Here is a 26242-nt window from a genome sequence, read left to right on the forward strand (position 1 = left end):
GCTCCGGTACGAAATGCACCTCCCGCGTACGGGAGCGGCAAGCATGAGGCGTCGTCGCCGCGTGCGTCAGCAGTCGCGCAGTTCCGGCGACTGGTTGAGCAACTGACTGCGCACCGAGGTGAAGCGTGCCAGCGTGTCGTCCACCGAGGAGTCCAGCGGGAACACCGCCACCCGGTGGCAGTTCTGGAAGGCCAAGCGCACTCCGAAGTGCCGCTGCAGGGCGCCGCGTATCGCGTCACTCGCGAGCGCACGCAGCAGTTGTCCACGTGCCTGCTCGTCCGGCGGGGGCGTCTGGTTGTCGGCGAACGCGCCGCCGTCCACCTTCAGCTGGGCCACCAGGGAGCTGATCACCTCCCATGCGTAAGGCAGGGAGGTCCGGACGCAGTCGACGAAATCCGCTTCGTCGACCTCGCCTCGCTCGGCCTGTTCGAGTAGGGCCGGTGAGACGTCGAGCGACATGGGTACTCCTCTCGCACCCCAGGACATCAGGGGTTGACGGACGGGACAGGGAGTTCTCGCGAAATCGAACACGCTGCGTACACAACGCGCGACCTCCCGTTTACTACGGTATGCAACGCCCGGTGGCGGCACCAGGAGAATGCGCACATAGCGAACTCCCATTAGGCACACAACAAGCCATTGGCGAACGGGGGCATCCCGGATAAAGCGTGAGGCGCGTAGAGTCCGCCGCGGGAAGCCCGGCAGGCGCGGCAACGACCCCTGGGGAGGGCGGGCCGGCCCTCGCGGAAGGGGGCGCGAAGGCTTGCTGAAGCGGCGCACGGGCTCATGCCGGGATGCCGCCGCGGGCGAAGCACCGGGGTCCCGCGAGCGCGGTACGAGGGCGCTGTGGGGGCGGTTCACACCGGCGTCGGGGAACGGCCGAGAGATCACCCGGGAGCGGCGGGACGGAGGCCTTGGGGCGGGGTGTCCCAGGAGGCGAATCGCGTCAGGGGCGCGGCGTCCAGTAGCGTTGCGCCCCATGCGTCTCGTCATCGCCCGGTGCTCCGTCGACTACGCGGGCCGGCTCACCGCCCACCTGCCCACCGCGCCCCGTCTGATCCTGGTGAAGGCGGACGGCAGCGTCTCGATCCACGCGGACGACCGCGCCTACAAGCCCCTCAACTGGATGTCGCCGCCCTGCACGCTGAAGGAGGGCGCGGACGACGACGAGGGTGTCTGGACCGTCGTCAACAAGGCGGGCGAGAAACTGATCATCACCATGGAGGAGATCCTCCATGACTCGTCGCACGAACTCGGTGTGGACCCCGGCCTGATCAAGGACGGCGTGGAAGCACACCTCCAGGAGCTGCTCGCGGACCGTATCGAGACGCTGGGCGAGGGCTACACGCTCATCCGGCGCGAGTACATGACGGCGATCGGCCCGGTGGACGTCCTGTGCCGGGACGCCGAGGGCAGGACCGTCGCCGTGGAGATCAAGCGGCGGGGCGAGATCGACGGCGTGGAGCAGCTCACACGCTATCTCGAACTCCTGAACCGCGACCCGCATCTCGCCCCGGTGCGCGGCATCTTCGCCGCGCAGGAGATCAAGCCGCAGGCCCGCGTCCTCGCGACCGATCGCGGCATCGGCTGCGCGGTGCTGGACTATGACGCGCTGCGCGGCATCGAGGACGACAAGCTGCGGCTGTTCTGACGGGACCTTGCGGGAGCTCGCGCTCCACTCCCGGGATGCGGCACCGGAACGTCGGCCGCACCACCCCCTCCAGGCGGTGCGGCGGGCGTCCCTGCGCTCAGATCAGCGAACCCCGGCCGCTCGCCGAGTCGGTGGACTTGGACGGGGCCGTCGACGGCGCGCCGCTCGATGAGGGCGACGAGGAGCCCGACGGCGCGCCCGATGGAGACGAGGACGGGGAACCCGACGGCGAGGACGACGCGGGCGGCGTCGACGCCGTGTGCGACGGCGGCTTCGGCGGAGTCGAGTCCTTACGGCCCGTCGGCTCGCCCGACGGGTGGCCCGCGCTGCTGCTCGCCGTCGGCGCACCCGAGGTGCCGTCCGTGCCAGGGGCCGTGGGCGACGGCGTGGTGGTGGCACCCGGGCCGCCCGTGTTGCCGCCCTTGTCCGGCTTGGGGGCCGTGTTCGCGCCGAGGCTGTCGTCGCCAGGGCCCTGGCTCGCGGAGGGGCCCACCTGGACGTTCTCGGACGGGTTGTCGCTGTTGTCCGACGTCATGCCGAGCGCCACGACCGTGCCGAGGACGGCCACCAGTACCGCTCCGGCCCCCGCGGCCACCAGGTTGCGCCGTGCGCCCTTCATCACGCCGCCCACACGCGCGGGTTCGGCTGCGACCGAGCGGGTGATCAGGGTCGCCGTGTCGCCGACCGGGACGGAAAAGCCGAAGCCGGACGGGGGCGTCGACTCCTCCGGCCGCGGGTCCTGCGCCTCCTGTGCCGCCGCCGCGGTCCCGACGGGCGGCGTCGCGCCGGTGCGGTCGGCGACCAGGGCGAGAGCACGCCGGCCGGCGACCGTGCCGCGCTTGTCGGCGAGGGCCCCGCGCAGTCCGATGGACGCCTCCAGCTCGGCGCGGGCCCGCTCGGGACGGCCCCCGCACAGCGCCAGGATGCCGAGTTCATGGTGGAAGTACGCCTGCTCCACGACCTCGCCGGAGAGCCGGGACGCCTCCGCGCCGGAGCGCAGCGCCCGTTCCCAGGCACCCCAGTCCAGACCCGCGGCGAACGCGGGAGCCGCCTGCCGGGCCAGCAGGGCGGCGAGGCTCTCCTCGTCCTCGGCGGGCCGTGTGGTGAGCGGCAGCAGGACGGTGAGCGTGGCCAGTACGGCGTCGGCCTCCGCGCAGACCCTTTCCGCGGTCACCGAGGGGTGAGCGGCCCACCAGGCGTAGTGCTGGGCGGCCTTGAACGCGTACTCCTCGGCGCCGGTCTCGTATCCGGCGGCCTCCAACTGGGCGAGGACCCCGGCCGCGAGCCGGTAGCGGGAGCCGACCGGGGAGACCAGCGCGGAGCCGACGAGTTCGGCGAGTGCCGCGTCCGCGTGGGTGTCGTCGACGAGGGCCGGAAGGTGCGTCTGGTGGGGCACCTCACCGCCGAGGGCGACCGCGAACTTGAGAGCCTCGCGTGCCGAGGCACTCAGCCGGGAGGCGAGCAGCGGGGCGGGTGCGGCGGCCTCGGCGAGCGACGGGAGCGGCACGTCGTGCCCGTCGTCGCCACCGTCGTAGGCCGGGGTGGCCTCCCGGTCGGGGACGGCGGGGAGGCCCGCCGAGGGCAGATCCTGGAAGACGCCGTACTCGTCCACGGCGTCCTCGTCGGCGCGCCGCCGGTCGCGCTCCCTCAGCAGCGCCCCGGCCTGGACGAAGCGCAGCGGAAGCCCCTCGGATTCGAACCAGAGGTCGCCCGCCCAGTTCGCCTCGTCCTCGGTGAGGTCGCGGTCGATGGCGCGCTCCAGCAGGTCGAGGCCTGCGGCGCGGTCGAGTCCGCCGAGGAGGACCTCTTCGACCTGCGCATCGGCCGAGGGCGCGGGAACGTCGGGTGTGGCCGAGAGCAGGAAGGCGCACTCGGGTGTCGCGTCGAGCAGTTCGTCCAGCCCGCTCCCGCCGAACTCGAGGTCGTCCAGGACGACCACGGCGCCTGTCTCACGCAGGTGCTGGGCGAGTTCCTCCTGGGCCGGGCGGTGGAGGGGGGCCTTGAACACCGCGGCGAAGAGGTCGTACAGGAGGTCGGTGGCGCTGCGGCGGTAGCCGGAGAGGCGGACGACGCCGTCGGGCGCGAGGTCCGAGCAGTCCTCGGCGACGACGTCCAGGAGCGCGCTGCGCCCGCTGCCCGAGGGTCCGGTGAGGCGGACCGAGCGGCCGCGGGCGAGGAGCCGCACCAGTCGCTCGCGTTCCTCCTGCCGCTCCAGGAGCGGCAGGGCCCGCTGTGCCGGGCCGGGCGGCACGGGCGGCCTCGCGGCGCGGGCGAGTTCGGCCCGCTCCTCGGGGGTTCGCTTCGCCGGCGGCGCGGGCCGCCGGCCGGGCGGGCAGACCTCTATCTCGCTGCCGTCGACAGGGTTGACGGTGAGCAGGAGGTCGCCCGACACGAGCTGTACCGTGCGGGCCTTCGCGGGTGCGGGGTGTCCGAAGTCAGGAGTGACGGTGTCCCGCGGCGGGCGCTGGCGCGGTGTCTCGCCGGCGCCGTCGTGGCCGTACTCCTCGGGTCCCGTGGTGTTCGGGTCCATAGGTCCTAGCCCCCAAAAGCGTCGTGTGCCTGAGCCCCTCCCGGCCTTGCCGCACACTGCGCTTCGCTTCTGGTCCGGTGCCCGCTCGAGGGTCCAGGGCGGCGGGCAGCGGAACCCTAAACCTTCGCACAGTATCCCTGGCAAGCCGGGGTACCGCGCCGTCCGAGAGGTCACGGTCTTATGAGGATTGCGCGCGACGAGCGATTCGTCGGCGTTCACTCCGGTGGCTCAGTCGCGTGGCCTACTTCCGTGACCCACTTCTGTGGCCCGCTCCTGTGACGCCCGTGCCCCCTGACCCACGGTCACACGGCCCGGTCACACGCGGGGCAGCGACTCCACTCCGATGCCGCCTTCGATCGCCAGGATCCGGTGCAGCCGGGTGGCGACCAGCAGGCGCTGCATCTGCGGCGGCACGCCCCGCAGCACCAGGCGCCGGCCGCAGCGTCCCGCCCTCCGGTGGGCTCCCATGATCACCCCGAGTCCGGTGGCGTCCCAGGAGTCCAGTTCGGACAGGTCGAGCACCAGGTCACCGACGCCGCCGTCCACGGCCGTATGCAGGACGGTACGGGCGTCCGCCGCGCTGCGGACGTCGAGGCGGCCCCCGACGACCAGCCCGGCGTGGTCGCCCCTGATGTGCATATGCGCTCCCCGTGAGTGCGTCGGTCGTACCCCGCGTTGAGGTTGTGCAAGCTCTGACTGCCCGAAGGACGATCTGGTTGCCGTCTGTGAGCGAACCGATACCGAATTCACCCCAGGGGGTGAACCCCCAGGGGCTCGTGCGGTTTCAGTTCCCGTCCGTATTCCGCCCGAACGGTTTCAGTACGTGTAGAAGCCCTGCCCGCTCTTGCGCCCGAAGTCACCGGCGTCAACCATCCGGCGCATCAGCTCCGGCGGAGCGAACTTCTCGTCCTGGGACTCGGTGTAGATGTTGCTGGTGGCGTGCAGCAGGATGTCGACGCCCGTGAGGTCGGCCGTGGCGAGCGGTCCCATCGCGTGCCCGAAGCCCAGCTTGCAGGCCAGGTCGATGTCCTCGGCGGTGGCGACGCCCGACTCGTACAGCTTGGCCGCCTCCACGATGAGCGCCGAGATGAGGCGGGTCGTCACAAAACCGGCCACGTCGCGGTTGACGACGATGCAGGTCTTGCCGACCGACTCGGCGAACTCCCGGGCGGTGGCGAGGGCGGCGTCGCTGGTCTTGTAGCCGCGGACGAGCTCGACGAGCTTCATCATCGGCACCGGCGAGAAGAAGTGCACACCGACGACCCGCTCGGGATGCTCGGTGGCCGCCGCGATCTTGGTGATCGGGATGGCGGAGGTGTTGGACGCGAGCACGGCGTCGTCGCGGACGATCTTGTCGAGCGCCCGGAAGATCTCGTGCTTGACCTCCAGCTTCTCGAAGACGGCCTCGACCACGACGTCCGCGTCGCCGGCGGCCTCGAGGTCGGTCGTGGCGGTGATACGGGCCAGCGCCGCCTCGGCGTCCGCGGCCTCCATCTTGCCCTTGCTCACGAACTTGTCGTAGGAAGCCTTGATGGCGTCCGTACCCCGGGTCAGAGCCTGGTCGGTGACGTCGCGCAGAACGACGTCCCAGCCGGCCTGCGCCGATACCTGGGCGATGCCCGAACCCATGAGTCCGGCTCCGATGACGGCAAGCTTCCGTGCCACTGTGCGACTCCCCTGACGCGCTACGTTATGCCTCTCGGCCGGACCTTAACGCCCGCGAGGGGCCCTGTGTCCGGTTAGTAACGCGCGTCACGTCTCACATGACGGACTTCACACCACCACGGATCACTCCGGGGCCCGGACGGCATAGTTGAGCACCTTCTCGCCCAACAGTCCCTCGATCTCATCGAGAAGCACGAGCACCTCGCGGGACACTTCGCGCGGATCGCGCCCGGCGCTCATCTCCCGGTCGATGACGCCAGTCACCGTCTGATGGATCCAGCCGATCTGACCTGCGATCAGCGTGGGCAGAGGGTCGGAGGGGGAGGCTCCGGTCTCCTCGCGCAGAGCCTGGTCGAGATTGCCCTGGAGTTCCTGTCCGATGGCCCACAGCCGGGAGCGGAGGGCGGGGGCCTCATGGACGACCCTCAGGAAACGGCCGTACCCCTCCATCAGCCCCACTCTGGGCGACACCGCCTCGATGTCGTCGCGCAGTTCACGCAGGACGGCGGCGGCTGCCGACTCCCCCTTCCCACGCCCCCGGACCCATCGCGCGAGCCGGTCGACCACCCCCGTGGCGCGGTCGAGGAAGAGGTCTTCTTTGGCCGGAAAGTAGTTGTAGACGGTGTTGACCGAGACATCGGCCGCCTCGGCGATCTCCGCGACCGTGACGGCGTCGAAGCCCCGTTCCAGGAACAGACCGGTGGCGACATCCGAGATGTACTGCCGGGTCTGCCGCTTCTTCCGCTCCCTGAGCCCCTCTGCCATGTCCCGATCCTAACTTCGCTGGACCTGCTGAAATTTTGGGGTCATTGCAAATTTGGTGAGCTTCTGTTTTTCTGGGGCCATGACCATCATCAGTACGACGGGGCTGGCCCGTACCTTCCGCGCCGGACGTGGCACCGTGGAGGCCGTACGCGGGATCGACCTGACGGTCCATGAGGGAGAGATCCTCGGATTCCTCGGCCCGAACGGCGCCGGCAAGACGACCACCTTGCGGATGCTGACGACCCTGCTGAAACCCACCGGGGGCAGCGCCACCGTCGCGGGCTGCGACCTCGTCACCGATCCGGGCGGGGTGCGACGGGCCTGCGGCTATGTCGCCCAGTCCGGCGGCGTCGACCCGCAGGTGCCGGTGCGGGAGGAACTTGTCACCCAGGGACGGCTCTACCGCCTGACCAGAAGTCAGGCCGTGTGGCGTGCCGAGGAGTTGGCTCATGAACTGGGCCTCACCGAAATGCTGGACCGCCGGGCGGGTGCCCTCTCCGGCGGACAGCGCAGGCGCCTCGACATCGCGATGGGCCTCGTGCACCGGCCCCGGGTGCTCTTCCTCGACGAGCCGACCACGGGTCTCGATCCCGGCAGCCGGGCCGGTCTCTGGGACACCGTGCGCCGCCTGCGCGACGACCACGGCACCACGGTCTTCCTCACCACGCACTACCTCGACGAGGCGGACGCACTGTCCGACCGGCTCGTGATCGTCGACAAGGGGGTCGTGGCGGCGCAGGGCACACCGGGCACGCTGAAGCTGGAGTTCGGCGGCTCGATCGACGCGACGCTCCAGGACACGTTCCTGGCCGTCACCGGCCGCGACCCCGCACCGGCGGACTCCCTTCCCGCCGCCGTATAGGACACATGGAACGCAGAGGATGTATCGGACGATGCTGCTGCACGACACCGCACTGATCTTCGGGCGCTACGCCCGCCAGACACTCCGCTCCCGGCTCGCGATGCTGTTCGGCGTCCTGATGCCGCTGCTCTATCTCGTCCTCTTCGGCCCGCTCCTCACCCGCCTGCCGCTCGGCTCACGCGGCAGCTCCTGGCAGGTGCTCGTGCCCGGGCTGCTGCTGCAACTCGCCCTCTTCGGGGCCGCGTTCGCCGGGTTCGGGATCATCGTCGAGAACAACCTCGGGATCGTGGAGCGATTGCGGGTCACCCCCGCCCGCCGCCTCGCGCTGCTGCTCGGCCGGGTGCTGCGGGACGCCGCGGTCATCGTCGCGCAGTCGGTGCTGCTGGTGCTCGTCGCGCTGGTGATGGGGCTGCGGGCGCCGCTCGCGGGGATCCTGATCGGGTTCGCCTTCGTCGCGCTGCTGGCGCTGTCGCTCGCGTCGCTGTCGTACGCGCTGGCCACGAAGGTCCGCACCCCACAGGAGTTCGGACCAGTCGTCAACGCGACGACGATGCCCTCCATGCTGCTGTCCGGGCTGATCCTGCCGATGTCCCTGGCGCCGGGCTGGCTGGACATGGTGTCCCGCGTCATGCCGCTGCGCTGTCTGGTGGACGCGGTCCGCGACGCCTACACCGGCTCCTACGCGACGGCGCACATGCTCTACGGCGTCCTGGTCGCCCTCGGCCTCGCGGTGGCCGCCGTGACGGTGGGCACTCGGGTGTTCCGGACGGCCCGGACCTAACTACGCTGGTCGCATGGTCAATCTGACGCGCATCTACACGCGGACCGGCGACAAGGGCACCACGCACCTCGGCGATATGAGCCGGGTGCCGAAGACCGACCTGAGGATCGCCGCGTACGCCGACGCCAACGAGGCGAACGCCGTGATCGGCACCGCCATCGCGCTGGGCGGTCTGGAAGAGACGGTCGTCAAGGTTCTCACCCGTGTACAGAACGACCTGTTCGACGTGGGTGCGGACCTGTCGACACCGGTGGCCGAGAACCCCGAGTTCCCGCCGCTGCGGGTCGAGCAGTTCTACGTCGACCGGCTGGAGACCGACTGCGACCGCTTCCTCGAGGAGCTGGAGAAGCTGCGCTCGTTCATCCTGCCCGGTGGCACGCCCGGCGCCGCGCTGCTGCACCAGGCGTGCACCGTCGTACGGCGTGCCGAGCGCTCGACCTGGGCCGCGCTCGAGGCGCACGGCGAGGTCATGAACCCGCTGACCGCCACCTATCTGAACAGGCTGTCCGACCTGCTGTTCATCCTGGCCCGGTATGCCAACAAGGAGACCGGGGACGTGCTGTGGGTGCCGGGCGGGGAGCGCTGAGCGCTCCGCGGGGAGTGCCACGATGGGCCGTCGGCCGTCCGCGGCACCATCGTGGCTGGTCTCGCCCTCGCGGCGGAGCCGTCTGCCGACAGCTTCGTGGTGCGGCTCAGCGCCCGCTGTCGTCCTGTGCCGCGTCGCTGTCCGCTGCCGCGGCCGCGGACTCGGCCGCGTCCACCTTCTTCTCCATGTCCGCGACGCCGGCCCCCGAACCGGAGCCGGACCCCGTCGCGGACGGCCCGGTGGACGACGACGGCGTGCCTGCCGCCGAGTGGTCGCCGGAGCAGCCCGCGGTGAGTCCCATCAGGAGGACCACCGCGGGAACGGCCGCCCGCAGCATCCGCTGTCGGCTCATCAGCCCGTCGCCTTCCCGCCCGCGGCACCCGCGCCCGCGCCGTTGGCCGCGCACCACGTCCTGACCCCGGCCAGGTCCTTCTGCCGCTGCTGGAGCGTCGTCACCAGGGACTTGCGGAAGGTCAGCCGGTCCTGGAGGTAGGTGGCGATCTGCTCGTGGCCTTCCTTCTTCGCGTTGTCCACGCGCTGCTCGAGCCGGGCGACCGAGCCCTTCACGGTGACGCCCGCGTCGAGCCGCTTCAGCGCCCGCTCGATCCGCCGGTCGATCTTCGGCACACGCTTGCACAGCGACTTCGCCCCGTCGCCCTTGGGCCCGGCCGTGGGCGTGCTGTCCGCCGCCGCCGCGCCGGTGCCGGCCGCCAGCAGCGCGGCCGTGGCCAGGCTCGCGAGCAGTGCGCGCCGTCCTCGTCGTGCGTTCATGTCCGCATCCTCCGTTCCCGGGCGGCCCTGTTGACCGTCCGTCGCTCACGGAGGCTAGGAACCGTCTTTGTGGGAACCTTGTGACCGATTCGCCCCGGCTGTCGCGATCAGCCAGTCCCTCCGGTGCGGCAGCGCCCCGCCGGAGCGCGGCAGCCGCATCTCGAAGCACGCGCCCACGCCGTCCGGCCCGTCCGACACCGTGACGCTCCCCCCGTGCAGCGCCGCCTGCTGGGCGACCAGGGTCAGTCCGAGCCCCGAGCCCGCGCTGTCCGGCCCCCGTCTGAACCGCTCGAAGATCCAGGCATGCGCGTCGGACGGGACGCCCGCACCGCGGTCCGCGACGTCGATCACCACCTCGGTTCCGGTGCCGCGCACCCCGACCGCCACCTCCGCCCGCCCCTGAGCGTCACGCCCGTGCGCCAGCGCGTTGGCGAGCAGGTTGTCGAGCAGCAGCCGCAGTCCCTGCTCCCAGCCGTGCACGGTCAGCCCCGGCTGCGCGTGCAGCGAGATCCGGGCGCCGGGGTCGCGGCGCCGGGCCTCGCCCACGGCCGCGTCCGCGGTCTCCGCCACGTCGACGGTGCCGAACGCCTCCGCCTCCACCAGGTCGCCGCGCCCCAGGTCGCGCAGCATCACCAGCAGTCCGAGCAGACGGGCGTGCTCGCTGCGCAGATCGGTGAGGACCTCCGTGCGGTCCGGTTCGGGCAGGGCGGGGTGGCCGGTGAGGATGTCCAGGTTGGTGCCCATGCTCATCAGCGGCGTGCGCAGCTCGTGGGAGGCGGCGGCGGAGAAGGAGCGGGCCGTCTCCAGGGCCTCCGCGGTGCGGGCGGCCTGCTCGTCGTAGCGGGCGAGGACCGTCTGGAGGGTGGCCGCGAGCTCGTCGACCTCCCGGACACCGGTGTGCTCGTGATGCAGCCTGGCGGTGCTGGTGCGCGGGTCGAGGCCCGCGGCGCGGCGGCCGAGGCGGCGCAGGGGGCCGGTGGCGCCGGTGGACATGCCCCAGGCCAGCAGGCCGGACAGGGGCGCGGCGAGCAGGGCGGTCATGACGACACGGCGCCGTACGAGCGCGACCTGGGTGCGGTCGGCGGTGTCGGTCTGGAAGACCCAGAGCGTGCCCGTGACACGGGGGCCCTTGACCGGCACGGACAGGGCCCGCCAGCTGTGTCCGGCGTCGCGCACGGTCACCGGTGCGGGGGCCTGTGCGGGCAGGGCGGCCGAGGACCCGGGCTGCGGGCCGCCGTGGAAGGTCCCGGAGGGTCCCACCACGCGTACGCCGACGTCGAGCGCGGCGCTGAAGAGCTTCCTCTCCCGGTTGTCCTCGGCCTTGGGGCGGTCCGCGGCGGCGGCCCGCAGCACGGAGCGTGCGTCCGGGAGCACGGCGGCGGCCCGCTGGCGCAGATGGACGTCCTCCTCCTTGTGCAGATCCCGGGCGACCAGGCTCAGCAGCAGCCAGCCGGAGGCGAGCACGAGCAGCGGGACGGTGAGGCCGACGGCGAGGCCTGTTCGTGTGGACAGTCTCATCGCGACTCCCTGGGGTGCCAGGGCGCTCTCGCCCTCATGAGTGCTCCCGCAGCACGAAGCCCACCCCGCGCACGGTGTGCACGAGCCGCTCTCCGCCGTCCGCCTCCAGCTTGCGCCGCAGATAGCTGACGAAGGTGTCGACGGCGTCGGTGCGTACGTCGAAGTCGTAGCCCCACACACGGTCCAGCAGCTGGTCGCGGGTGAGGACGAGCCCCGTGTTGCGGGCGAGGACTTCGAGGAGTTCGAACTCCCGCCGGGTCAGCTCCAGCCGTCGGCCCGCCCGGTGGACGGTGCGGGCCGCGGGGTCGATCACCAGGTCGGCCACCCGCAGCACATCACGGTCGACCGGCGGTCTGCGGCGCAGCAGGGCGCGCAGCCGCAGCACGAGTTCGGGCAGGGCGAAGGGCTTGACGAGGTAGTCGTCGCCGCCCGCCTGGAGGCCGGCTATGCGGTCGGCGGTCTCGTCGAGCGCGGACAGCATGAGCACGGGCAGGTCCTGTCCGTCCTCGCGGAGCCTCGTGCACACCTCGATGCCGCTCATGCCGGGCATCGACACATCGAGGACGAGCACGTCCGGCGGCGTCCGCTGGATCGCGGCGAGGGCCTCGGGGCCGCTGTCGGCGGTCCGCACCCTGAAGCCGCTCAGCCTGAGGCCGCGCTCCAGGGAGCGGCGGATGGCCGCGTCGTCGTCCACCACGAGCACCGCGCCGGAGCGCTCCGTCTCGCTCATCCGCCCCTCCAGGGTCCGCCTTGTGCCCGGTCAGCGTACGACCCCGGGCTGAGCGGGCGGCGTCTCCCCCGGTAGCCGCTCTCAAGCCGCCACCGGAGCAGGGGAGTTGATGTGGTCCAGACCTATTGACCCTTGGTCCAGACCTTTCTATCCTCACGGCACCACGGCGTGCCGATCGGTCATGCCCCTGACATCTCTTGTCACCACCCCACACAGAGGAGGCGCGCCATGCGCTTCAGACACAGAGTCGCGGCAGGGCTCGCGACCCTGTTGCTCCCGCTCGCCGGACTGGTGGGCCTCACCGCCGCTCCCGCCCACGCCGCCGCGTCCGCCACCGCCACGTACGCCAAGACGCAGGACTGGGGCACCGGCTTCGAGGGCAAGTGGACGGTCACCAACCCCGGCTCCACTTCCCTCAGTTCCTGGACGATCCAGTGGGACTTCCCCTCCGGTACCTCCGTCACCTCGGCCTGGGACGCCGATGTGACCAACTCCGGCACCCACTGGACGGCCAAGAACAAGTCCTACAACGGCACCCTCGCCCCCGGCGCCTCCGTGTCGTTCGGCTTCAACGGCACCGGCCCGGGAGCGCCGGGCAACTGCACACTCAACGGCGGAAGTTGCGACGGCGGCACCACGGTGCCCGGCGACAACCCGCCCTCCGCGCCCGGCACCCCGACCGCCTCCGGCATCACGGACACCTCGGTGACGCTGACCTGGAGCGCGGCGAGCGACGACAAGGGCGTCAAGAACTACGACGTCCTGCGCGACGGTGCCAGGGTCGCCACCGTGACGGCGACTTCCTACACGGACACCGGCCTGAGCGCGGGCACCGACTACTCGTACACCGTCCAGGCCCGGGACACCGCCGGACAGACCGGCCCCGCCGGCGGCGCCGTCACGGTGCACACCACCGGCGGGACCACGAACCCGCCCACGTCGGGCAACGCCGTCAAGCTCGGCTACTTCACCGAGTGGGGCATCTACGGACGGGGTTACAACGTCAAGAACGTGGTGACGTCCGGCTCCGCCGCCAAGATCACGCACATCAACTACGCCTTCGGCAACGTGACCGGCGGCAAGTGCGCGATCGGCGACTCCTACGCCGACTACGACAAGGCCTTCACCGCCGACCAGTCCGTCAGCGGTGTCGCCGACACCTGGGACCAGCCGCTGCGCGGCAACTTCAATCAGTTGCGTGAGCTGAAGGCCAAGTACCCGAACATCAAGGTGCTGTGGTCCTTCGGCGGCTGGACCTGGTCCGGCGGCTTCGCCGACGCGGCCAGGGACCCGGCCGGCTTCGCCCAGTCCTGCTACGACCTGGTGAAGGACTCGCGCTGGGCCGATGTCTTCGACGGCATCGACATCGACTGGGAGTACCCGAACGCCTGCGGTCTGTCCTGCGACAGCAGCGGGGCGGCGGCCTTCAAGAACGTGATGTCCGCGCTGCGCGCCAAGTTCGGGTCCTCGGCCCTGGTCACCGCGGCGGTCACCGCCGACGGCTCGGCGGGCGGCAAGATCGACGCGGCCGACTACGCGGGGGCGTCCGCCTACGTCAACTGGTACAACGTGATGACGTACGACTTCTTCGGCGCCTGGGACGCGCAGGGCCCCACCGCCCCGCACTCCCCGCTCACCTCCTACAGCGGCATCCCGCACGCCGGGTTCACCACCGCCGACGCGATCGCCAAGTACAAGACGGCCGGTGTGCCCGCGGACAAGCTGCTGATCGGTATCGGCTTCTACGGCCGCGGCTGGACCGGCGTCACCCAGGACGCCCCCGGCGGCACCGCCACGGGCCCGGCGGCCGGAACCTATGAGCAGGGCATCGAGGACTACAAGGTGCTCAAGACGTCCTGCCCGGCCACCGGCACCGTCGCGGGCACGGCGTACGCGCACTGCGGCAGCAACTGGTGGTCGTACGACACCCCGGCCACCATCGGTACGAAGATGGCGTGGGCCAAGTCGCAGGGCCTGGGCGGCGCGTTCTTCTGGGAGTTCAGCGGTGACACCGGCAACGGAGAGCTGGTGAGCGCCTTGAGTAACGGCCTGTCGTAGGAACCGGCCGGACACGCACTCGACGGGTGAAGGTGGCTATGCCACGTTCACCCGTTGTCCGGGCGGTGCCGCTTCCAGCCAGGCCAGGAAGCCGGTCAGCGCGTCCTCGCTCATCGCGAGTTCCAGGCGCGTGCCCCGGTGGTGGCAGGCGAGGATCACCGCGTCGGACAGCAGCGCCAGCTCCTCCTCACCCTCGGGTTCACGCCGACCGGCCACCTCGATGGCCGAGCGCTCCAGCAGGCGGCGCGGGCGCGGGGCGTAGGAGAAGACTCGGTACCACTCGACGCGGTCGCCGTTGTAGCGGGCGACCCCGTAGCTCCAGCCCTTGCCGCTGGTGTCGGTCGCCTCCGGTACATCCCAGCGCAGACTGCAGTCGAAGGTGCCACCGGAGCGCTGGATGAGCCGGCGCCGCAGGCCGAAGACGAACAGCCCCACCGCCACGAGCACGACGACGATTCCGCACACAGTCAGGGCGAGGACCATCGGCACCGACCTCCTCGTCTCCTAGGTAACGGAACGGAAAAAACACCCGCATTCACCTCAGCCGCGGCTGGTCCGGATCGCTCCGGTCCAGCCGCGGCTGAGTGTCACGTCATGGCGTACGCGCTGGGGTCAGCTCGATGTCGCCGCACGCAGTCGGACGTCCGCGCGGCGCTCCGCGGAGGCGTCGGCCTCCGACTTCGCGCGCTCGAGCGCCCGCTCCGCGCGCTGGACATCGATCTCGTCCGACAGCTCGGCGATCTCGGCCAGCAGCGACAGCTTGTTGTCCGCGAACGAGATGAAACCGCCGTGCACAGCGGCGATGACCGTCCCGCCTTCGCTCGTACGGATCGTCACCGGGCCCGACTCCAGCACACCGAGCAGCGGCTGGTGACCGGGCATGACGCCGATGTCGCCGGACGTGGTGCGCGCGACGACCAGGGTGGCCTCGCCGGACCAGACCTGGCGGTCGGCGGCGACCAGCTCGACGTGCAGCTCAGCAGCCAAGGTTGGCTCCTCGGGTCACCACCCGGCGGTTGTGCCGGGTGTTGGGTCATAAGTCTAGTAGGGCTCGGAGCACCGATGTGCCCCGGGCCGCCCCGCCTGTCGGGCGGGGAAGCGGAGGTGGCCCCTCCGGGGGGTGCGGCGGTGCGGGGAGGGGGACGGGACGCGGGCCGTGGTCAGGCCCGGTCTCGTCCCCCTCCTCTCACGCCTTCATGGCACCGGGGTCAGGAGACGCCCAGTTCCTTCGCGTTCGCCTTCAGGTCCTCGATGCCACCGCACATGAAGAACGCCTGCTCCGGGAAGTGGTCGTACTCGCCGTCGATGATCGCGTTGAAGGCCGTGATCGACTCGTCCAGCGGGACGTCCGACCCGTCGACGCCGGTGAACTGCTTGGCGACGTGGGTGTTCTGGGACAGGAAGCGCTCCACACGACGGGCACGGTGGACAACGAGCTTGTCCTCCTCGCCCAGCTCGTCGATACCGAGGATCGCGATGATGTCCTGAAGGTCCTTGTACTTCTGCAGGATCGTCTTGACGCGCATGGCCGCGTTGTAGTGATCCGCCGCGATGTACCGCGGGTCCAGGATGCGGGACGTGGAGTCCAGCGGGTCCACGGCCGGGTAGATGCCCTTCTCCGAGATCGGACGGGACAGAACCGTCGTCGCGTCGAGGTGGGCGAACGTGGTGGCCGGGGCCGGGTCGGTCAGGTCGTCGGCGGGGACGTAGATCGCCTGCATCGAGGTGATCGAGTGACCGCGGGTCGAGGTGATGCGCTCCTGGAGGAGACCCATCTCGTCGGCCAGGTTCGGCTGGTAACCCACCGCGGACGGCATACGGCCGAGCAGGGTGGAGACCTCGGAACCGGCCTGCGTGAAGCGGAAGATGTTGTCGATGAAGAACAGCACGTCCTGCTTCTGGACGTCGCGGAAGTACTCCGCCATCGTCAGACCCGCGAGGGCCACGCGCAGACGGGTGCCCGGGGGCTCGTCCATCTGGCCGAAGACCAGCGCGGTCTTGTCGATGACGCCCGAGTCGGTCATCTCCTCGATGAGGTCGTTGCCCTCACGGGTGCGCTCACCGACACCGGCGAACACGGAGACACCGTCGTGGTTGTTGGCGACACGGTAGATCATCTCCTGGATGAGCACCGTCTTGCCGACGCCGGCGCCGCCGAACAGACCGATCTTGCCGCCCTTGACGTACGGGGTCAGCAGGTCGATGACCTTGACGCCGGTCTCGAACATCTCGGTCTTCGACTCGAGTTCGTCGAAGTTCGGGGCCTTGCGGTGGATGGACCAGCGCTCGCCCTCGTACTTCTCGTCGACGTTCAGCACCTCACCGAGGGTGTTGAACACCTTGCCCTTGGTGAAGTCGCCGACCGGGACGGTGATGCCGTCGCCGGTGTCGGTCACCACGGCCTGGCGGACCAGACCGTCGGTGGGCTGCATGGAGATGGTGCGGACCAGGCCGTCACCCAGGTGCTGGGCGACCTCCAGGGTCAGCGTCTTCTTCTCGCCCGCGTTCGCCGGGTCGGCGACCTCGACGTGCAGGGCGTTGTAGATGTCCGGCATCGCGTCGACGGGGAACTCCACGTCGACGACCGGGCCGATGACCCGGGCGACGCGGCCCGTGGCCGCCGCGGTCTCAACAGTGGTGGTCATTTATCGGTCACTCCCCGCGGTCGCGTCGGCCAGGGCGCTGGCGCCACCGACGATCTCGCTGATTTCCTGGGTGATTTCGGCCTGGCGGGCCGCGTTGGCGAGACGGGAGAGCGTGTTGATCAGCTCGCCCGCGTTGTCAGTGGCCGACTTCATCGCGCGCCGCGTGGCGGCGTGCTTCGAAGCGGCCGACTGGAGCAGCGCGTTGTAGATACGGCTCTCCACGTAGCGCGGCAGCAGGGCGTCGAGGACGTCCTCCGCCGACGGCTCGAACTCGTACAGCGGAAGGATCTCGCCCTTGGTGGACGTCTCCTCCGCCACCTCCTCGAGGCTGAGCGGCAGCAGCCGGGCGCCGAGCGCCGTCTGCGTCATCATCGAGACGAACTCGGTGTAGACGATGTGGAGTTCGTCCACACCGCCCTGCGCCGTCTCCTTCTCGATGGCCTCGATGAGCGGAGCCGCGACCTGCTTGGCGTCGGCATACGTGGGCTCGTCCGTGAAGCCGGTCCACGACTCCGTGATCGTGCGCTCACGGAAGTTGTAGTGTGCGACTCCACGGCGGCCGACGATGTACGTGTCGACCTGCTTGCCCTCGCGTTCCAGCCGCTCGGTGAGCTGCTCCGCCGCCTTGATGGCGTTGGAGTTGAAGGCACCGGCGAGACCGCGGTCGCTCGTCAGGAGCAGCACGGCGGACCGGGTGACCGTCTCGGCCTGGGTGGTCAGCGGGTGCTTGGTGTTCGAGCCGGTACCGACCGCCGTGACCGCGCGGGTGAGCTCGGTCGCGTAGGGCATGGAGGCCGCCACCTTGCGCTGCGCCTTGACGACGCGCGAGGCGGCGATCATCTCCATCGCCTTCGTGATCTTCTTGGTCGCGCTGACGGATCGGATGCGACGCTTGTAGACCCGGAGCTGGGCTCCCATGAGTCAGGTCCCTTCCTTACGTCACTTGGCGGCAGCGGCAGGGACGTCCTCGCCGAGCAGCTTGCCGTCCGAGGTCTCGAACTGCTTCTTGAACTCGGCGACGGCGTCGTCGATCGCCTGGATGGTGTCGTTGGACATCTTGGCGCCCTCCTTGATGGAGGTCATGAGGCCCTGGTGCGACCGGTGCAGGTAGTCCAGGAGCTCACGCTCGAAGCGGCGGATGTCGACGACCGGAACGTCGTCCATACGGCCGTTGGTGCCGGCCCAGACGGAGACGACCTGGTCCTCGGTGGCCATGGGCTCGTACTGGTTCTGCTTCAGCAGCTCGACCATGCGCTGACCGCGCTCCAGCTGGGACTTCGACGCGGCGTCCAGGTCGGAACCGAAGGCGGCGAACGCCTCCAGCTCACGGAACTGGGCGAGGTCGACGCGCAGACGGCCGGAGACCTGGCGCATCGCCTTGTGCTGGGCGGAGCCACCGACGCGGGAGACCGAGATACCGACGTTCAGGGCCGGACGCTGACCGGCGTTGAACAGGTCGGACTCCAGGAAGCACTGGCCGTCGGTGATGGAGATGACGTTGGTCGGGATGAACGCAGAGACGTCGTTGGCCTTGGTCTCGACGATCGGCAGACCGGTCATCGAGCCGGCGCCCATGTCGTCGGAGAGCTTCGCGCAGCGCTCCAGCAGACGGGAGTGCAGGTAGAAGACGTCACCCGGGTAGGCCTCGCGGCCCGGCGGGCGGCGCAGCAGCAGGGACACGGCGCGGTAGGCGTCGGCCTGCTTCGAGAGGTCGTCGAAGATGATCAGGACGTGCTTGCCCTCGTACATCCACTGCTGGCCGATGGCCGAGCCGGTGTACGGCGCCAGGTACTTGAAGCCGGCCGGGTCGGACGCCGGGGCGGCGACGATGGTCGTGTACTCCAGCGCGCCGTTCTCCTCCAGCGCGCGGCGGACCGACGCGATGGTGGAGCCCTTCTGGCCGATGGCGACGTAGATGCAGCGGACCTGCTTCTTCGGGTCGCCGGTGCGCCAGTTGTCACGCTGGTTGATGATCGTGTCGACGGCCAGGGCGGTCTTGCCGGTCTGGCGGTCACCGATGATCAGCTGACGCTGGCCACGGCCGATCGGGGTCATCGCGTCGACGGCCTTGTAGCCGGTCTCCATCGGCTCGTGCACCGACTTGCGCTGCATGACCGTGGGAGCCTGCAGTTCGAGGGCACGGCGGCCGGACGTCTCGATCTCGCCGAGGCCGTCGATCGGGTTGCCGAGCGGGTCGACGACACGGCCGAGGTAGCCCTCGCCGACCGCGACGGAAAGCACCTCACCGGTGCGCTGCACCGGCTGGCCCTCCTCGATGCCGCTGAACTCACCGAGGACGATGGCACCGATCTCGCGCTCCTCGAGGTTGAGGGCGAGGCCGAGGGTGCCGTCCTCGAACTTCAGCAGTTCGTTGGCCATGGCCGAGGGCAGACCCTCGACCTTCGCGATGCCGTCGCCGGCAAGGGTGACCGTACCGACCTCCTCGCGCGAGGCCGCGTCCGGCTTGTACGACTGGACAAAGTTCTCCAGCGCGTCCCGGATCTCCTCCGGCCGGATCGTGAGCTCCGCCATCTGGGTTCCCTGCTCTCCTTGTTGGGCCCGAAGTTTCACTTGGGGGGATGGGGGACTCCCCCCATCAACGAGGTGAATCCTCTGCACGGCCCAACGCGGGCCGCAGTACTACGTATGGAGTTGCTGCTAGCTCGCCAGGCGACGGCGGGCGTCCTCGAGGCGGTCCGCCACCGAGCCGTTGATGATCTCGTCACCGACCTGCACCCGCATCCCGCCGACGACCTCGGGGTCCACGTCGAGGTTGAGGTGCATCTGTCGGCCGTAGAGCTTGGCCAGTGCGGCACCGAGACGCCGCCTCTGCCCCTCGCTCAGGGGGACCGCCGAGGTGACGACGGCGACCATGCGGTCACGGCGCGCGGCTGCGAGCTTGGACAGGGACTCGAGTCCCGCTTCCAGGCTACGTCCACGCGGCGCGGTCACCAGGCGCGTGACCAGACGCTCGGTCGTCACGTTGGCGCGGCCGCCGAGCAGGCGGCTGAGCAGCTCGGCCTTCGCCGACGGGCTCGCGGACCGGTCGGTCAGCGCGGCGCGCAGCGCGATGTCCGAGGTGGCGATCCGGGCGAACCGGAACAGCTCGTCCTCGACGTCGTCGAGCGCGTTCGCCTTCTCGGCTCCCGTGAGGTCGGCCAGGTTCGCCAGCTCTTCCAGCGCGTCCACCAGGTCGCGGGGCTGCGACCAGCGCGAGCGCACCATGCCGGCCACCAGGTCGGCGGCCGGTCCGCCGATCTGGGCGCCGAGCAGGCGCTCGACCAGCGCGGCCTTGGCCTCGCCGGACCGCGCCGGGTCGGTCAGGACCCGGCGCAGCGACACCTCGCGGTCGAGCAGCGCGGTGACGGCGGCCAGCTCGTCGGCGAGCTGCGCCGCGTTCACGGACGTCGAGTCCGTCAGCGCGTCGAGACGCTCACGTGCGGCTGCCAGGGCCTCGCGGCTCGCTCCGTTCATCGCGCGGCCTCGGCCTTCTCCTCGAGCTCGTCGAGGAAGCGGTCGATGACACGGCTCTGCCGGGCGTGGTCCTCGAGGGACTCACCGACCAGCTTGCCGGCCAGCTCCGTGGCAAGGGTGCCGACGTCCTGCCGCAGCGCCTGAGCGGCGGCCTTGCGGTCGGCCTCGATCTGCGTGTGACCGGCTGCCACGATCTCCTCGCGCTGCCGCTGGCCCTCGGCCCGCATCTCGGCGATGAGAGTGGCGCCCTGCTCCTGCGCCTCCTGGCGCAGCCGGGCGGCCTCGTGCCGGGCTTCGGCGAGCTGAGCCTTGTACTGGTCGAGCACGCTCTGGGCCTCGACCTTCATGGCGTCGGCCTCTTCGATACCGCCTTCGATCGCCGCGCGGCGCTCCTCCAGAACCTTGTTGATGTTCGGAAGCAGCTTCTTCCCGAGGAAGAAGAAGACGATGGCGAAGGTGATGAGGCCGATGACCAGTTCGGGGCCCGGCGGGATGAGCGGATTCTGAGGCTCCTCCGTCGCCGCCAGCACCAGCTGATGTGTCAGCTGCATGTCATCAGTGCCTTTCCCTTAAGGGTGGTCGTCAGCCGCGGTTTACTTGTAGGTGTAAACGAACGGCATGACGATGCCGATGAGGGCGAGCGCCTCACAGAAGGCGAAGCCCAGGATCTGGTTGGCGCGGATCAGGCCGGCGGCCTCGGGCTGGCGGGCGAGCGCCTGGGTGCCGTTGCCGAAGATGATGCCGATGCCGATGCCGGGACCGATGGCGGCGAGGCCGTAGCCGACGGAGGCGATGGAGCCGGTGACGGCGGCAAGGGTCTCAGTGGCAGCCATGCTGATTCTTCCTTCTCTTTCAAGGACCGGTGGGGGTTGGCCACCGGACGTCTGATGACGGGGCGGGGCGGGGCGGAGGGGCTCAGTGGTGCTCGGAGAGAGCGCCCTGAACGTAGGAGCAGGCCAGGAGGACGAACACGTACGCCTGAACGGCCTGGACGAAAAGCTCGAAGAGGATCATGACCATGGCCATGACGAACGAGACGGCACCGGCCGCGATCAGCCAGCTGTTCATCAGGTACCAGCTGGCGACCGTGAACATCACGAGCAGCAGGTGACCGGCGAACATGTTGGCGAACAGTCGCACCGCGTGCGTGAACGGCCGGACCAGCACGTTGGAGAAGAACTCGATCGTCACGACGAGCGGCAGTACCGCGCCGAGCGACTTGTCGTAGCCCGTGAGGTTCTTGAAGCCGCCGGTGAAGCCGTGCTTCTTGAACGTCAGGACCATCCAGGTCACATAGACGATCCCGGCCAGGGCCGCCGGGTAGGCGATGATCGACGTCACCGGGAACTGGGCGACCGGGATGATCGACCAGAGGTTCATGATCCATACAAAGAAGAAGATGGAGACCATGAGCGGGACGTACTTCTCGCCCTGCTTCTTGCCCAGCGTCTCGTACACGATCCCGCGGCGCACGAAGTCGTAGCCGGCCTCGCCGACCATCTGGAGCTTGCCCGGGACCACCTTGGCCTTGCTGAACGCGGCCCAGAAGAACCCGACCACCACGACGGTGGTCACCAGGGCGAGCAGCATCGGCTTGTCGAAGTCGTAGCCGCCGACCGTGAACATCGGCTTGAAGATGAAGGAGTTCAGGCCCGGCGAGGGAAAGCCGCAGCCGTTTTCGGCGAAGACGCGGCAGCTCCAGTCGAAGGCGAGCGTGGTCTGGTCAGCACTCACCGCGGGCTCCTTCAGCGTGACGCATGGGTACGGCAACCTCGTTGTGTCGGCGCGGCGAGCAGCCGCGGGTCGGCACCGGACTGGTGTTACGGATGTGGGGGCGGCTGGGGGGCACCAAGCCTCGCGCTTGAGCAGGCGTCAGCTCGGATGCCCGCGCCCGCGATGCCGCAGTTGGCACCGGACGATAGCAGGATCTCTCACATGTCTTTATCCCGGCCCTACCCCTCACGACGGAGACCCTGTCTTCTCGGGCGTGCCGCTCTTCTCCGAGTCCGGGTCGACGTAGAAGAGCTTGGCCTTCATGTGCGCACGCGCCTGCGCGGCCATCCACACGACCGTCGCGATGACGAGCGCAGCCGCGAACGACTTCGGATTGAAGAGGGAGGTGCCCTTGAAGAGGCCCACGAAGATCAGGAGCAGCAGGAGTTGAGCCACGTACAGCATCAGCCCCATGGCCTGGAACAGGTGCGGGAGCGTTTTTGCCGTCCACTGCAGGACGTACAGACCGATCCCCATGAAGAGAATGGCCAGCGCCGCCCCGACGGCCGCACCGAGCGCCCCCTTGCCCCCCGCGACGACCCCGCTCACGGCGACGGCGAGCACGCCGACGGCCGCTGAGGGCACAGCGGTCTGCAGAAGGTTCCGGACGTCATTGGACGGCATGGCGGCAACTCCGCTTTCACAAGGGGGCAGGGTGTCGTCATGGACGAGCGTAGTCCCGGGCGGAGCGTGATCCTCCGCCGAGGGATCCTCGCACTGAGGTTCCTCGGCTCTATCCCCGGGTTCTCGTGAACGGTATCACAAACTATTTGATGCGGTCTTTACCTAGAGGGTGTGCGGGCCATCACACATGAGAGGGAATCTGCGCGTCTGTGCAGCCGACGGGACACCTTGTCTGGTATTGGGGCGCTTTGCACCCCCAGGTTTTGGCAACGCGCCGGTCAGATTCTTACCTTGCGGCTCTGCGCGACGACTCGGCTCCGCGCCGGTCCAGATGGGCACGCGCCCCGAGGGCCGTGGCGCCGTTGGCTCCCGAGACCCTCACGGCACCCGAGACGACCGGGGTGCGAGCGTGTTCCGTCACATGCCCGGTCTCCACCAGGTCCCCGTCCCCGTGCATGACGTCATGGACGGGCCGCAGCCCGCGTCCGCGGCGGTAGCGGGGCGGCACGAACGCCTCGGCCCAGCGCGGGGCGCGCGGGGTGAACCTCGGCAGCAGAAGCAGTACGAGACCGACCGCGCTCAGGGCCACGACGCCGAGCACGATCAGCAGGGGCGCCGAGTTCACGGAGTAGGCGAGGGTGCCGAAGGCGATGAGCCCCGACCAGAAGTACATGATCAGCACGGCCCGGCTGTGCGAGTGGCCGATCTCCAGGAGCCGGTGGTGCAGATGCCCGCGGTCCGCCGCGAACGGCGACTGGCCGCGCCAGGTGCGGCGCACGATCGCGAGGAAGAAGTCCGCCGCCGGCACGGCGATGATCGTCAGCGGGAGCAGCAGCGGGATGTAGACGGGCACCGTCTGGTGGACCGTCGCGCGCTCCGAACCGGAGAAGAGGTTCATCGCGTCCGGGTCGAGCTGCCCCGTGATGGAGATCGCGCCCGCGGCGAGCACGAGCCCGATCAGCATCGACCCCGAGTCGCCCATGAAGATCCGCGCGGGATGCATGTTGTGCGGCAGGAAGCCCAGGCACATGCCCAGCAGGATGGCCGCGAAAAGGGTCGCGGGCGCGGCGGCTTCGAGACCGTAGCCGACCCAGATCCGGTAGGCGTACATGAAGAACGCGGCCGAGGCGATGCACACCATTCCGGCGGCAAGGCCGTCGAGGCCGTCCACGAAGTTGACCGCGTTGATCGTGATGACGACCAGCGCCACGGTCAGCAGGGTGCCCTGCCAGGGGGTCAGCAGGACGGTGCCCACGCCCGGGACGGGCAGCCACAGGATCGTCAGACCCTGCATGACCATCACACCCGCGGCGATCATCTGACCGCCCAGCTTGATCAGGGCGTCGATCTCGAACTTGTCGTCCAGGACACCGATCAGCCAGATGAGGGCGGCCCCCGACAGCAGCGCCCGCGGCTCGTTCGAGCTCGCGAAGACCTGGTTGAGGTTCTTGAGGTGGTCGGCGACCAGCAGACCCGCGCACAGACCGAAGAACATGGCGATACCGCCGAGCCGGGGAGTCGGTTCCCGATGCACGTCACGGGCCCGGATCTCCGGCATGGCCCCGGCCACGATCGCGAACTTACGTACCGGCCCTGTCAGCAGATACGTCACCGCGGCCGTGATGCAGAGCGTCAGCAGGTACTCACGCACAGGCTTCCCCACAGGTCTCGCTGGGCATCCATAGCCTCATACCCTAGCTTCGCCTGCATACGGATGGAGACGAACGGGTAGCCAAGATGGTTCCACGTATCTTGGTGCGTCCCCTCCCGCCTACCCCCTACAGGCCGGGATACGGGGGAAATCTCCCGGTGAGCTCCCGCACTTCTTCACGCGCCGTCCGCCCGTCCATCTCCTCGCGCAGCACGGCCGTGAACAGCGCCGCGATGTACTCCATCTCCATCTCGCCCATGCCCTGCGTGGTCACCGCGGCCGTGCCCAGGCGCAGGCCCCGGGCGTCGCCGTGAGGCAGCGCGCAGGTGTCCAGCACCATGCCGGCCGCCGCGAGCAGTCCTCGCGCGGCGCGGCCGTCCACGCCGAGCGGTGCCGGGTCCACCACCAGCAGATGGGTGTCGGTGCCGCCGGTGACGACCGTCATCCCCGCGGCGCCCAGGGCCGCCGCGAGCCGGCGCGCGTTGGACACCACCTGCCGGGCGTACCGGGCGAAGACCTCCGTCGACGCCTCGCCGAACGCGACGGCCTTGGCGGCGATGCTGTGCATCTGGGCACCGCCCTGGGTGAACGGGAAGACGGCACGGTCCACCCGCTCCGCCAGCTCGGCGCCGCACAGGATCATGCCTCCGCGTGGGCCGCGCAGCACCTTGTGCGTGGTGGCGCACACGATGTCCGCGTACGGCACAGGGCTGGGCGCCGCTCCCCCGGCGACCAGCCCTATCGGATGGGCCGCGTCGGCGATGAGGTAGGCGCCCACCTCGTCGGCGACCTTCCGGAAGAAGGCGTAGTCGATATGGCGCGGAGAGGTGATGGACCCGCACACGATGGCCTTGGGCCGGTGCGTCCGGGCCAGGGCGCGCACCTGCTCGTGGTCGATGAGCCCGGAGTCCGCTTCCACCCCGTAGCCGACGAAGTCGAACCAGCGGCCGGAGAAGTTGGCGGGCGAGCCGTGTGTGAGGTGGCCGCCGTGCGGCAGTCCCAGGGCGAGCACCGTGTCCCCGGGCCTGAGCAGCGCGGCGTACGCGGCGAGCATCGCGGACGAGCCCGAGTGCGACTGCACATTGGCGTGCTCGGCTGCGAACAGCGTCCTGGCGCGGTCGATGGCGATGCGCTCGGCGACATCGACGATCTCGCACCCGCCGTGGTACCGGGCGCCGGGATACCCCTCGGCGTACTTGTTGGCGAGCGGGGAGCCGAGGGCGGCGAGCACGGCCGGCGAGGTGAAGTTCTCGGCTGCGATCAGCTGAAGGGTCGTCGACTGCCGGTCGAGTTCCCCGAGGAGGATCTCGGCCAGCTCTGGGTCCTGCCGGCTCAGTACGCCGGCCTCGTCGAGGGTACGGGTGACCGCCATGATGGGCTCCGGGCGTCGGGGACGTACGTCCAATGTAGGCCCGCGGCCCGTGCGGCGCCCGGAACCGAGGTGCGCTCGGGTACCCGGTCAGCGCAGTGCCGGCCGGAACTCAGGCGCGCGCCGGTACCCCGGTCAGCGCAGTCACGACCGGATCGAGCGCCTGGTGGATCTCGTCCCCGATCGACCGGAAGAAGGTCAGCGGCGCCCCGTACGGGTCGAACACCTCGTCGGCCTCCGCCGTCGGCGCCAGCAGCCAGCCGCGCAGCGCGGCGGCGGCCCGCACCAGGGCCCGGGCGCGCTCGACCACGCCGTCCTCCAGCGGAGGCAGCGTGGCGGGGTCTATGGCGCGCACCAGGCGGGTGAACTCCTTCAGCGTGAAGGTGCGCAGGCCCGCCGAATGGCCCATGGAGATGACCTGGGCGCGGTGGTCGCGGGTCGCGGTCAGGACCAGGTCGGCCCGGATGACGTGCTCGTCCAGCAGTTCGCGCCCGGTGAACCCGGACGCGTCCGCGCCGAAGTCGGCGAGGACCGCCTCCGCGTTCGCCTCCATGGGCGCGCCTTCATGGCCCCAGGTGCCCGCGCTCTCCACGATCAGCCCGCCCCACAGGGGGTCGCCGAGCCGGTCCGCCAGGGCATGCCGCGTCAGCCGCTCGGTGATCGGCGAGCGGCACACATTGCCGGTGCTGACGTGGAGGATGCGGAAGGTGTCGTGCGGAGCGCCGGATTCCACCGGGTTCCCCGCCCCGTCCCCGGGGCCTATACCGCGCATGGGGGTCCCCCCTGCGA

27 protein-coding genes are annotated in these 26242 nt (G+C 70.0%); 5 read left to right on the forward strand and 22 right to left on the reverse strand.

Features of this window, described 5'->3' with window-relative positions; genetic code table 11:
* Positions 1–66: 66 nt before the first annotated feature.
* Positions 67–459 (reverse strand): SCO5389 family protein, encoded by a 393-nt coding sequence (locus ABZ845_RS05295; RefSeq protein ID WP_360973172.1) that lies wholly within the window; start codon positions 457–459, stop codon positions 67–69.
* 520 nt (positions 460–979) lie between these two features.
* Between ABZ845_RS05295 and nucS the strand changes: the two genes are divergently transcribed.
* On the forward strand, positions 980–1651 hold the full coding sequence (nucS, locus tag ABZ845_RS05300) for an endonuclease NucS (protein ID WP_360973174.1): 672 nt from the start codon (positions 980–982) through the stop codon (positions 1649–1651).
* Between the two features lie 97 nt (positions 1652–1748).
* Here nucS and ABZ845_RS05305 read toward each other — a convergent pair whose 3' ends face one another.
* The 4 genes from ABZ845_RS05305 to ABZ845_RS05320 all read right to left on the reverse strand — a co-directional run bounded on the left by ABZ845_RS05305 (position 1749) and on the right by ABZ845_RS05320 (position 6611).
* Positions 1749–4181, reverse strand: coding sequence for an ATP-binding protein (locus tag ABZ845_RS05305; RefSeq protein ID WP_360973176.1), 2433 nt, complete (start codon positions 4179–4181; stop codon positions 1749–1751).
* 315 nt (positions 4182–4496) lie between these two features.
* Positions 4497–4820, reverse strand: a complete 324-nt coding sequence (locus ABZ845_RS05310; protein WP_360973178.1) for an STAS domain-containing protein — start codon at positions 4818–4820, stop codon at positions 4497–4499.
* 177 nt (positions 4821–4997) lie between these two features.
* On the reverse strand, positions 4998–5846 hold the full coding sequence (locus ABZ845_RS05315) for a 3-hydroxyacyl-CoA dehydrogenase family protein (protein WP_360973180.1): 849 nt from the start codon (positions 5844–5846) through the stop codon (positions 4998–5000).
* A 123-nt stretch (positions 5847–5969) separates the two neighbouring features.
* Positions 5970–6611 (reverse strand): TetR/AcrR family transcriptional regulator, encoded by a 642-nt coding sequence (locus ABZ845_RS05320; RefSeq protein WP_360973182.1) that lies wholly within the window; start codon positions 6609–6611, stop codon positions 5970–5972.
* Positions 6612–6690: 79 nt separating this feature from the next.
* Between ABZ845_RS05320 and ABZ845_RS05325 the strand changes: the two genes are divergently transcribed.
* Genes ABZ845_RS05325 through ABZ845_RS05335 form a run of 3 tightly spaced genes read left to right on the forward strand, consistent with a single transcriptional unit; the run spans position 6691 to position 8840 of the window.
* Positions 6691–7473 (forward strand): ATP-binding cassette domain-containing protein, encoded by a 783-nt coding sequence (locus ABZ845_RS05325; protein WP_360973184.1) that lies wholly within the window; start codon positions 6691–6693, stop codon positions 7471–7473.
* Positions 7474–7504: 31 nt separating this feature from the next.
* Complete coding sequence (locus ABZ845_RS05330) at positions 7505–8254, forward strand: ABC transporter permease (protein WP_360973684.1); 750 nt, start codon at positions 7505–7507, stop codon at positions 8252–8254.
* 13 nt (positions 8255–8267) lie between these two features.
* Positions 8268–8840 (forward strand): cob(I)yrinic acid a,c-diamide adenosyltransferase, encoded by a 573-nt coding sequence (locus ABZ845_RS05335; protein WP_360973186.1) that lies wholly within the window; start codon positions 8268–8270, stop codon positions 8838–8840.
* 106 nt (positions 8841–8946) lie between these two features.
* Here the strand turns inward: ABZ845_RS05335 and ABZ845_RS05340 are convergent, their stop codons facing one another.
* The 4 genes from ABZ845_RS05340 to ABZ845_RS05355 are packed head-to-tail and all read right to left on the reverse strand — an operon-like array spanning position 8947 to position 11859.
* Entirely contained in the window at positions 8947–9192 is a 246-nt protein-coding gene (locus ABZ845_RS05340; RefSeq protein WP_360973188.1) for a hypothetical protein, read from the reverse strand.
* Complete coding sequence (locus ABZ845_RS05345) at positions 9192–9611, reverse strand: hypothetical protein (RefSeq protein ID WP_360973190.1); 420 nt, start codon at positions 9609–9611, stop codon at positions 9192–9194. Before ABZ845_RS05345 ends, ABZ845_RS05340 begins: the two co-directional genes overlap by 1 nt.
* Before the next feature lie 54 nt (positions 9612–9665).
* Positions 9666–11129, reverse strand: coding sequence for a HAMP domain-containing sensor histidine kinase (locus tag ABZ845_RS05350; protein ID WP_360973192.1), 1464 nt, complete (start codon positions 11127–11129; stop codon positions 9666–9668).
* Positions 11130–11163: 34 nt separating this feature from the next.
* Positions 11164–11859 carry a response regulator transcription factor gene (locus tag ABZ845_RS05355; RefSeq protein WP_360973194.1) on the reverse strand — a complete coding sequence of 232 codons (696 nt, stop codon included), beginning with the start codon at positions 11857–11859 and terminating at the stop codon, positions 11164–11166.
* Between the two features lie 228 nt (positions 11860–12087).
* Here ABZ845_RS05355 and ABZ845_RS05360 point away from each other — a divergent pair, with 228 nt between their 5' ends.
* Complete coding sequence (locus ABZ845_RS05360) at positions 12088–13917, forward strand: glycoside hydrolase family 18 chitinase (RefSeq protein WP_360973196.1); 1830 nt, start codon at positions 12088–12090, stop codon at positions 13915–13917.
* Between the two features lie 36 nt (positions 13918–13953).
* Here the strand turns inward: ABZ845_RS05360 and ABZ845_RS05365 are convergent, their stop codons facing one another.
* From ABZ845_RS05365 to ABZ845_RS05425, 13 genes are all read right to left on the reverse strand, one after another.
* Positions 13954–14400 (reverse strand): DUF2550 domain-containing protein, encoded by a 447-nt coding sequence (locus tag ABZ845_RS05365; RefSeq protein WP_360973198.1) that lies wholly within the window; start codon positions 14398–14400, stop codon positions 13954–13956.
* 129 nt (positions 14401–14529) lie between these two features.
* On the reverse strand, positions 14530–14904 hold the full coding sequence (locus ABZ845_RS05370) for a F0F1 ATP synthase subunit epsilon (protein WP_360973200.1): 375 nt from the start codon (positions 14902–14904) through the stop codon (positions 14530–14532).
* Between the two features lie 221 nt (positions 14905–15125).
* A complete protein-coding gene (atpD, locus tag ABZ845_RS05375) occupies positions 15126–16562 on the reverse strand; it encodes a F0F1 ATP synthase subunit beta (RefSeq protein ID WP_360973202.1) in 1437 nt (478 codons plus the stop codon).
* Positions 16563–17480, reverse strand: coding sequence for a F0F1 ATP synthase subunit gamma (locus ABZ845_RS05380; protein ID WP_360973204.1), 918 nt, complete (start codon positions 17478–17480; stop codon positions 16563–16565).
* A gap of 21 nt (positions 17481–17501) precedes the next feature.
* Complete coding sequence (atpA, locus tag ABZ845_RS05385; protein ID WP_360973206.1) at positions 17502–19094, reverse strand: F0F1 ATP synthase subunit alpha; 1593 nt, start codon at positions 19092–19094, stop codon at positions 17502–17504.
* Between the two features lie 126 nt (positions 19095–19220).
* Complete coding sequence (locus ABZ845_RS05390) at positions 19221–20036, reverse strand: F0F1 ATP synthase subunit delta (protein ID WP_360973208.1); 816 nt, start codon at positions 20034–20036, stop codon at positions 19221–19223.
* The gene (locus ABZ845_RS05395) at positions 20033–20581 is read right to left on the reverse strand and encodes a F0F1 ATP synthase subunit B (RefSeq protein ID WP_360973686.1); all 549 of its coding nucleotides are present in this window, start codon (positions 20579–20581) and stop codon (positions 20033–20035) included. The genes ABZ845_RS05390 and ABZ845_RS05395 overlap by 4 nt, the downstream gene beginning before the upstream one ends.
* Positions 20582–20629: 48 nt before the next feature.
* Positions 20630–20869: an ATP synthase F0 subunit C gene (gene atpE, locus ABZ845_RS05400; RefSeq protein ID WP_018571456.1), complete on the reverse strand. Its 240-nt coding sequence runs from the start codon at positions 20867–20869 to the stop codon at positions 20630–20632.
* 82 nt (positions 20870–20951) lie between these two features.
* Positions 20952–21770: a F0F1 ATP synthase subunit A gene (gene atpB / locus ABZ845_RS05405; RefSeq protein WP_360973211.1), complete on the reverse strand. Its 819-nt coding sequence runs from the start codon at positions 21768–21770 to the stop codon at positions 20952–20954.
* 225 nt (positions 21771–21995) lie between these two features.
* Entirely contained in the window at positions 21996–22433 is a 438-nt protein-coding gene (locus ABZ845_RS05410; RefSeq protein WP_360973213.1) for a hypothetical protein, read from the reverse strand.
* Positions 22434–22719: 286 nt separating this feature from the next.
* Positions 22720–24084 (reverse strand): MraY family glycosyltransferase, encoded by a 1365-nt coding sequence (locus ABZ845_RS05415; RefSeq protein ID WP_360973215.1) that lies wholly within the window; start codon positions 24082–24084, stop codon positions 22720–22722.
* Between the two features lie 127 nt (positions 24085–24211).
* Positions 24212–25456 (reverse strand): serine hydroxymethyltransferase, encoded by a 1245-nt coding sequence (gene glyA / locus ABZ845_RS05420; protein WP_360973217.1) that lies wholly within the window; start codon positions 25454–25456, stop codon positions 24212–24214.
* A gap of 109 nt (positions 25457–25565) precedes the next feature.
* Entirely contained in the window at positions 25566–26225 is a 660-nt protein-coding gene (locus ABZ845_RS05425) for a protein-tyrosine-phosphatase (RefSeq protein ID WP_360973219.1), read from the reverse strand.
* Between the last annotated feature and the right edge of the window lie 17 nt (positions 26226–26242).

Source organism: Streptomyces sp. NPDC047022 (assembly GCF_040644155.1).
Taxonomy (GTDB): Bacteria; Actinomycetota; Actinomycetes; order Streptomycetales; family Streptomycetaceae; genus Streptomyces.